Consider the following 8196-nt stretch of genomic DNA (forward strand, 5'->3'; position numbering starts at 1 on the left):
GACTCGATGATGGATGACACTCGCTACGCGAGGATTCCGGCTGCCGCTTGGATAAAGCGGCAGCCGGATGTCTCCTTGTTGGCGGTACCCGACAAGGGAGGATATGTTTATGCAGGGATGAATGATGAGGCGTGGGAGATAATTAGTCGCTGTGATGGCTCAAGAACGGTCCGTGACATAATAGATGAACTTCTGCAGGTCTACCATGATGATCCGAACAGGGTTGGCGGGTTCGTTCGGTCTTTCATCGACAGGTTGATGAGTATCGGTGCGCTTGATTTGCTGGTTGAGCCGGAGTATGCCATGCCTCGGGTCTTGGGGTCTCGTGAAATGATGACTCCAGAATATGCGATTCTGGAGCTCACATATCGTTGCCCGCTGAGTTGCCGACATTGCTTCCTCTCTGCGGGTCACGGTTCTTCCATGAAGTCAGAGGAGTTGTTCGTGCTGGCCGCTGATCTGGTTGACCGGGTAGGGATACGAGGTGTTCAGTTGACCGGTGGAGAACCGTTTGTTCACCCTGATGTTCTTGAGCTTGTCGAGTTCTTCGTTGAAAACCGTGTTGCCGTGACCATCACTACGAGTGGAATGATTGATACAGAAGCCACGCGGAAATGCATAAGAAGGATCGGTGGGGCGAAGGGCTCGCTGCAGGTGAGTGTTGATGGGCTGAGGGAGAGCCACAATCGGATCAGAGGGAACGGGAATTCATTTTCCAAAGCGGTTTCTACAATTTCTTATTCGGTGGCTCAGAAAGTCCCCGTGGCGGTTGCCGTTTCTTTGCTGGATCAGTCTGAACAGGAGATAAAGGATCTCGCGATTGTCATGCGTGAGATCGGAGTGCACCGATTCAGGCTCGGAGCGGTGTCCATGCAAGGCCGCGCTCTTTCCATCAGTAATGAGGGTAGGTGGGACTTCAATGCCGTGCACTGCCTCATTGCTGAGCTGAAGAAGGAGCTGCAGACTGATCACTTCCGAATCGGAAACTTGGAGGAGCAGTTTTCCGGTGGTGTCGATGGTCCTACTTGTGGGGCTGGAACAAAGATTATTTGTATCAACCCAGATCTTGATGTGAAACCTTGCCCCATGTTGCAGCGTTTCATCGGGAACTTGCGGACGCAGGGCTGGAAGGAAATCCTGCTGGAGGGTAACCGGATTTTCCGTGGAACTGAACCGCCGAACTCTGTCGAATGCTCGGAGTGCACGTTCAAGGATCGCTGCTCAGGATGCTATGCCGAAGGACTCGTCAATTCGGCACGAGTTTCACATTGCCCCTGGCTCTCTGAAAGGCCAGAGCTCACCCTTTGGAGCAAAAATGCCAGTCATCACGGTCAATGACCTCACCTTTTCTTACTCCAGGAAGGCAGCGAATGTGTTCAATAATTTTTCTTGGACGGTGAACAAGGGGGAGTGCGTCGGGGTATTGGGACACAACGGAGCTGGGAAGACAACATTGTTGAAACTTCTTTATGGAGTGTTGAAACCTTCGCGTGGAGGAGTCCGGATCAATGTTCGTGACATTGCCTCCTATCGAGAGATTTTTTTGCTGTCCGACAAATTTGGCTTAGACAGGCAAGCATCTCTTCACGAGAATCTCGAGTTCAGGAAGAGGTTGTTCAAAATTGACGGTTTTGACGATCGGAAAAATTATTGGATGAACCGTCTGAATTTTGTTGAGCATGCGAGCAAACGAATCTTCGCTTTGTCTGCAGGGCTTGAGATGCGGGCACAGCTGGTTGCCGGATTATGTCTGGAACCTCGCCTGATCCTTCTCGATGAACCGACCAATTCGATAGACCCGGCTACCAGAGAGGCTGTGATCTCCCTGTTGAATGAAATGCAGGCCGAAGGAAGAACATGCCTTTTTGTCACACATGATTTAGAATTCGCTCGAAGAGTGGCATCGCGCGTGGTGACGTTGCAGAACGGTGACATTGTGGATGATGATCTTGTTCGTGGCCCGGTTTCCCTTGAAGAATTCACAGGACGTTACCTGCACATGACAGAAGGTACAGGTTCTCAGGATCCATCATGATTAAGGCTTACTGGTATCGCGACATTCATACCATCGTCAACAGTCCTAGAAGAGTTTTCTGGAACCTGATTGGGATAGCAGTCCTCATCTTGCTCATGCGGATCTCTGAGTCTGGCTCGAGCTCTATGATCTTTGGCTCGGACTTTGTACGTCTTGTTCTTCTCAGCCTGATCGGAATCATATCCTTCATGGATGTGTACTCTGATTCAATCGCGAAGGACAAGCGAAGCGGTGTCCTTGCTTACACGATCTTGAGCGGAGGAAGTCCTGCTCTGTACTCATTGACTAAAATCGTTGTACCTTTGATCGTCTCCGTGATTTGTACCACGATAGGAACCCTCGGTTATATCTTTTTCGTCTCAAGAATTCCCGTTGAGCTTCAACTCTTTCTCAGGGTGTTCTTGTTCGTGATACTGGCGGTCGCAGTATCAATGGCCTTGGTGTTTCTGCTCAATGCGAGTTCTGATGCCGACATCCAGGCCAGCCCACTGGGCATGTTGCTTCCCATGGGGGTCAACCTACCGATCATATATTTTGTGAGCCCCTTCCAGTGGTTCGGTCGTTACTGCCTGGTTTCGGCTGCGGTTGCTCTGATTCTGTGGAGCGTCGGCATTCTAGTCCTCCGGGGGAGATTCAGCAACAATCTTTCTGACAAGTTTTCATGAGGGGGCAAGGTGATCACCCGAGAGATCCGCGAAGATTCCATCGTGTTTGTGCGCGGGAATGTCTCATGCTGGCGGAATGCGATCAGTGGATCGTACTCGTGGAGGAATCTCCGTGGAAGAGTTCAGATTAATCCGGCCGGTGAAATATTAGAGAAAGACTGTCTATTGCGATTGGATCGCGTGAATCGTGAGGCGTTCTCTGACTTGTGCATGAAATTTCAGAATCGCCTATCCAGATTTGGTGATTTTAAACTGAGTATAGTTGTGAAAGATCGTATGGAACGGATTTTTTGGGAAAATGGCAAGGATGAGAGGAGCTGTAATTCAATAAAAATTTCTTTAACCTCGCGGTTGTGGGGTTCATACTTGGCTGAAGCGCCGATCATCTTGAACTTGTGGGACTCTCTGCATCGAATGTTCGAGAGGCTGTACTCGTATGTGGAAGAAAGCGCTTGCTTGCCTGTGCTGACGGGATCGCGATGCACATGTTCTCACTTGAGAGGGGTTTTGCTTCCTCCTCGGTCTGCGGGTTTCTTCTTTCATGAAACGCTTGGCCATATGCTTGAAGCTGATGTCCGCGGCCTCTATCCTGGAGAAAATTTGATTGGCATGGATGAGCGCATAAACGTGATTGATGACGTCCGTGGCAATGAACACCTTATCGGTCTTGCTGAAGTCGACGATTTGGCTTGTACGATGTCTCCGGTCTCCTTGGTCGAACAAGGTCATGTTCGGCGGCTTATATCAATAGAGTACACGATGAACGAGAATTCTTCGTCAGATGGTTTTGCTAGAGCTTCAACTTGTTTTGAAAAGCCTGTTCCCAGGATGAGGGTGACTCAGGTCCTTCCGGTTTCGCCTTCTGATTCTGATACTCTCGATCTGGATGGCCATTGGTTTTCATTGGAGCATGCACTTCAAGGAAGTGTGATACCCGGAACGGGTGAATTCAAGATCATTGGTTCTGGATTTCATATGATGAATGGGGAGCGAATCGGCTTCAATGGGTTCATCATGATTACAGGGAGACTTGAGAATATCTTGAGAAAGCTTGTTCATATTGGTTCTGAAAGTTCGGTTTACGCAGCAGACTGCGGCAAGATGGGGCAGGCTGTTCGTGTCGGCTACGGGGCTCCTATGACGGCTCTCTCAGGAAGCACTCTCAAGTTGGCTGAACCGGGGGCAGAGAACTGATGAGTCATCGATTTGAGACACCTCGTTCCAAGAACCGATACCGGACCATCTCGGTCATCAATGAAATTAGTAAAACTACGCTCTATATGACGGACGACGTCAGGATCGATTCCCTCGAGGGATGCTACAAAAACCATGCAGACTATTTCAATGATTTCGTGTCGTTGAATTTTTGGGATGATTTGGAACCGCATGCAATTGAGGTGAACAGGGCGGTACCCAGTAGCCCGAAAGGGCTTGTCGTGTGGCCTCTTCCCAGTGCGAAAGAAAGTGAATGCGCCAAGATTTCTAACCAGATTATAAAATTTTCCAACGATATTCGCAAGGGGCTTTCGAGAAAACTTGACGATGAGGTGAACATCTCCATCTCAATTGAGCGCAGAAGAACAAAAGCTGAAGTGGTGTCGTTCAGGTTTGGAACATCTGCTACTAGATATCGAGTCCAGGCGAATTGCTGTTTCGTTGACGTTTCCGCCTTTGATCTGGCAAGACGTTCGTTTGCTCGACTGGGCGGAGTTCGCTCTCCGAGGAATTTTGTTGATGCTTTAGCTCGAATTTTGGATCAAGATGCCGAGTCATTGGTTCTGTCTGGGTTGGAGGGGTCCTTTGTGTGGGACGCCGGGGCATGGGCCACGATTGAGCGCGAATTTTGTCGGGCGCTTTGTCGGGACAGATTGATCGAAGGTAATTTTTTCGGTGCTTCAGAGATTGGGAAACGGAAGTTTTCACGCGGCGTGGACTTGATTCCAAAACAGAAATTCCTCGGAAGGGTGGATGACCAGGCTCTGCAGATCTCTGCTCGCTGTTGCCCAGTGCTTGATGGGGTTTACGAGGGGGCGCTGTTGTCTGTCGCTGAAGGCCTGCGCATGGGGATTGACTCGATTCCCGGCGGTCGTCTTGATTCAATGGGAAAGATATACTATCCGGATTCATGCTTCCGATTCAGGGTTCCAGCCCACACCGACTGGGTTCCTGGCCGACGTACGATCAAACGTTGTAAGGTCTGTATGGTTGATTGTGTCAGTCTGACTGGAGATCTGATTATCGATTGGGATGATGGCTTCCGTGTCCATACGGTGAAAGTGCGTGTCGACCTCCCACGACTCGTGTCGATGAGCAATTGTGTACAACGTGGCGCCATCATGACCCATGATATTGAGTGTGTGATGTCGGAAGTGAGGTGAAGCTCGTCCGATTCTTCAGTGCACGGGGCTGCTGCTTCTGGTTCGTGTTCATGGGTGCGGTTGTGGAGGCCGGGCCCTTGGATTGTGCAGGGGTGTCCGTTGTGGTTGCGGTTCGGGGATGAGATTCGAGCCTCGCGGGGGATTGCGCAGTAGGATCAGGGCCGGTCGGGGACGCACCCGCTTCGTGGGCGATGGTCGCGTGCTGTGGCCGGTCGCGCATGCCCAATGTGGTGAGCAGGCGCGCGATGCGGCTCTTCAGCGTGCCGTGCAGGATGACCGGCTCGCGCTCGGTCCCGGCGTCGTTCGGACCCGACCCGACGAGTCCGAGCACCTCGCGTTCGCGGGTCGTGATCCGCGGTGGTTCCCGCATCGGACCTGAGTTGGGCCTTTTTTGTGACCCAGGATCTTGTCGATGAGGGTTGCGGTGGCGGGTCGATCCATCCTCCCATGGCGCGGGCAGGGCCAGACGAACAGCTGCGGGGACGCCCCCGGCATGTCCGCCGGTCCGCGTCTGGTGTGGGATCATGGGCGGCAACCCCCCACCCGGCAGGAGAAACGCATGACGACACCCCAGCAGCCGACTCCCCAGGAACGCTTCGAACGCGCCGTCGAGGGCATGCGCCGGCTCCCACCGACCGGCGCCGTCACCTTCCGCGGCATCACGAGCCCGCAGGGCACCGCGGCCGGTGTCGTGGTGCCTCAGGGCATCACCGCCACCAGCAGAGACCTGGTCGTCGCCACTGCCGGGCTGACCAGTCCGGGCATCGCCGTCGTCTTCGCTCACACCGGACGGGACTTGGCGCCGGTGTCCGCGGTCCAAGAGGCCCAGGAGGTGGCCCTGCTGCCCGGTACGGTGCTGGCCGTCGGCCGGTTCATCCAGGTCGCCGGGATCGCCGTCGAGATCATCGAGGAACTCACCCGCACCGGCGACGAGCAGTGGGCCACCAGCCTCACCAACGATGCCATCGCGAAACTCGGAGCCACCGTGGCCACCACCCTCGCCAATGCGCAGGGCGTCCCGTGCCCCGTCGATGTCGGCTACTGCAGGCGGTTCGCCGCACCGCTCGCCTGAGGCTCTGAGGCCCTGAGGCTTGTTCAGGGCTCCGTGCAGAAGCGCAGTCACTCGTCGGCCGGGCGGCAGGGGCTGTGAACGGACTTCACCGGCAGGTGATGATCCGCCCGGACCTCGGTTTCCTCGCCGTCCGTGAAGGGCTGTGCAGAGCAGTTGTCGAAGGCAGCACCGTCAGCGGTCGGCACGCCGATCCGGCTGCCCATGCTTCGATCCGTGATTCCACTTCCTTCACGACGTTCGGGATGATCCATGTCGGGGGGCGCAGGACATCATGCCGACCACAGCTGGCCCAGCCACCGACACTCCTTGGCCGGCGACACTGGAGTGAAGTGGGTTTCTCGGACAGTGGTGAACGTCTGGTTCAGACTGTCTGATTGTGGCGTCTGGGTTCGGTGTCGATTTCGTTTGGTGTGCGGTAGTCGATCGCCGAGCGGGGGAGGGTTATTCAAGACCCTGATTTGAGGGGTTGATTCTTTTGGCTGTTCTGCCGGTACGGGCGTGTCCTGGTGGAAGGCGAGGACCTGCCGCTGGGACAATCGGGGCATCCAGCATCCCATGTTCTCAGGACGGGTTCTCGCATGGATCGTGCAACAGGCCCGCCGGCCGAGGCGATCGCAGTCCCCCACCAGGCCCTCGTCCACAATCACCCCCCCCGTACCCCGCGGACCACTGGGCGGCCACCGGCACTGAGCCAGGCGGAAGAGATCGGGGCCGCGCCGGCCCACCTGCGGCGCGACCGCGCCCGAGCCGAGCCGGCCGAGTCGTTCGGGGCCGGTCGGGCCTCGTGCCGGCCGCAGACGACCCGGACCAGCCCCGGACCCTGATCGTGGACGGCGCTCCCGTGCCGTGCCGGGACCGGAAGCACGAGCCGGGCCCGCACTCGGGCAGGCACCACCGGGCCGGGCCGGACCTCCAGGACGCCTGCACCCCGGCCGGAAGACCCGTACGGGTGCCCGACCCGGCCCCCGGGACCGCCCCACGACGCGAGAGCCCCTCAACTGACCGGTCTCCTCGACAATCCCCCGGACACGCCGCCACTGGGTTCTTGCTTCCGGGCGCGGGCGGGTTCCGCCGCGTTCTGGTTCCCGGCGGGCCCGGCCGGGACCGGGCGCATCCTGGTGGCCCGCCAGCCGGCCGGCCATTCCTGCACCGTCCTCTCCGTCCTCTCGGCCCGCTCGACCGTCTCTGAGATGATGCCCGCATCGATGCCACGGAGGCGTGCAGGACCGCCTCGGCCTTCATCCCGGCGAGCACGCGACTGTCGGAACGCTTCCTTCACCCGACCAGGACGGCGGTCTTCCTCCGGGGCGACCCCGACCCGCACGCCCCCACCGCATCCGAAACAGCACAGGGAACCCACGAAACACGGTCCCGATTCATGATGGTCATAGAACTCACTGCTGGGCATCGAATCCTCTCCACGAGGCTTTCTCGATTACTTGGCACGGGGAACCCCAGGACGGCATGGAGGCCTCAATGGCGGGAATGTCTGACTTTGTGTAGTCCGGTGGAGTTATCGTCATGCCTGGAACATCGAGAACGGCGAACTCGGCGTCCTCGGAGAGCACTGAAAGCGACAGATCCCACATTGCAGAAATGAAAAATTCCACGTTGTTTCCGTGTTTCACGGTCGATGACCTTCCGATGGGAAATGCCCTAATTCCCTCTCGCCTGGACAGGTCACTGTGCCACGAAAGATCCCTTGTGCCGCGAGCCACATACAATCCCGCTATCCCATCCTGAAACTGCAACGCAGTCCGGAATTCCAGTAGAACGCCGACGATTTGTCTCCGCGAGTCTATCAAGACGTCAAGAAATTCAGCCTCAAGCAGTGCGCCCTGAAACTCAAATGGATTTATATCAGTTATTATCGGTGCATCGAAGCTTATTCATAGGGATGATCTAAGCTGTTGTCGATGGTTTCGTGGAGGCGTGTCGCAGAAGACGAAGGGCGGCCTGCCCCGAGATAATTAATGCGTGACAAGAAACTATCAAGGAACAGGCCGCAGGCCCCATGCTATCACACGACTGACCCGAACCCAGATG

8 protein-coding genes are annotated in these 8196 nt (G+C 55.9%); 6 read left to right on the top strand and 2 right to left on the bottom strand.

Translation table 11 applies throughout. The annotated features are described in order from the left end of the window. The first annotated feature begins 6 nt into the window (after positions 1-6). The 6 genes from K336_RS17700 to K336_RS0107515 all read left to right on the top strand — a co-directional run bounded on the left by K336_RS17700 (position 7) and on the right by K336_RS0107515 (position 6150). Positions 7-1338: a radical SAM protein gene (locus tag K336_RS17700; RefSeq protein WP_021798068.1), complete on the top strand. Its 1332-nt coding sequence runs from the start codon at positions 7-9 to the stop codon at positions 1336-1338. Continuing rightward, the gene (locus K336_RS17705; protein WP_162142581.1) at positions 1316-2035 is read left to right on the top strand and encodes an ABC transporter ATP-binding protein; all 720 of its coding nucleotides are present in this window, start codon (positions 1316-1318) and stop codon (positions 2033-2035) included. The genes K336_RS17700 and K336_RS17705 overlap by 23 nt, the downstream gene beginning before the upstream one ends. Beyond that, positions 2032-2700, top strand: a complete 669-nt coding sequence (locus K336_RS0107510; RefSeq protein WP_028706692.1) for a hypothetical protein — start codon at positions 2032-2034, stop codon at positions 2698-2700. The genes K336_RS17705 and K336_RS0107510 overlap by 4 nt, the downstream gene beginning before the upstream one ends. Before the next feature lie 414 nt (positions 2701-3114). Then, a complete protein-coding gene (locus tag K336_RS18570) occupies positions 3115-3894 on the top strand; it encodes a metallopeptidase TldD-related protein (RefSeq protein WP_267879356.1) in 780 nt (259 codons plus the stop codon). A gap of 86 nt (positions 3895-3980) precedes the next feature. Beyond that, positions 3981-5078 (top strand): hypothetical protein, encoded by a 1098-nt coding sequence (locus K336_RS18575; protein WP_155945032.1) that lies wholly within the window; start codon positions 3981-3983, stop codon positions 5076-5078. A gap of 559 nt (positions 5079-5637) precedes the next feature. Then, positions 5638-6150 (top strand): hypothetical protein, encoded by a 513-nt coding sequence (locus K336_RS0107515; RefSeq protein ID WP_028706693.1) that lies wholly within the window; start codon positions 5638-5640, stop codon positions 6148-6150. Positions 6151-6197: 47 nt separating this feature from the next. On the opposite strand, the gene K336_RS18580 is transcribed toward K336_RS0107515, so the two are convergent. Continuing rightward, positions 6198-6353: a hypothetical protein gene (locus tag K336_RS18580; protein ID WP_155945033.1), complete on the bottom strand. Its 156-nt coding sequence runs from the start codon at positions 6351-6353 to the stop codon at positions 6198-6200. Positions 6354-7544: 1191 nt separating this feature from the next. Then, the gene (locus tag K336_RS18585; protein WP_155945034.1) at positions 7545-7778 is read right to left on the bottom strand and encodes a hypothetical protein; all 234 of its coding nucleotides are present in this window, start codon (positions 7776-7778) and stop codon (positions 7545-7547) included. Between the last annotated feature and the right edge of the window lie 418 nt (positions 7779-8196).

This window comes from Propionibacterium acidifaciens DSM 21887 (assembly GCF_000426605.1).
Lineage (GTDB): Bacteria > Actinomycetota > Actinomycetes > Propionibacteriales > Propionibacteriaceae > Propionibacterium > Propionibacterium acidifaciens.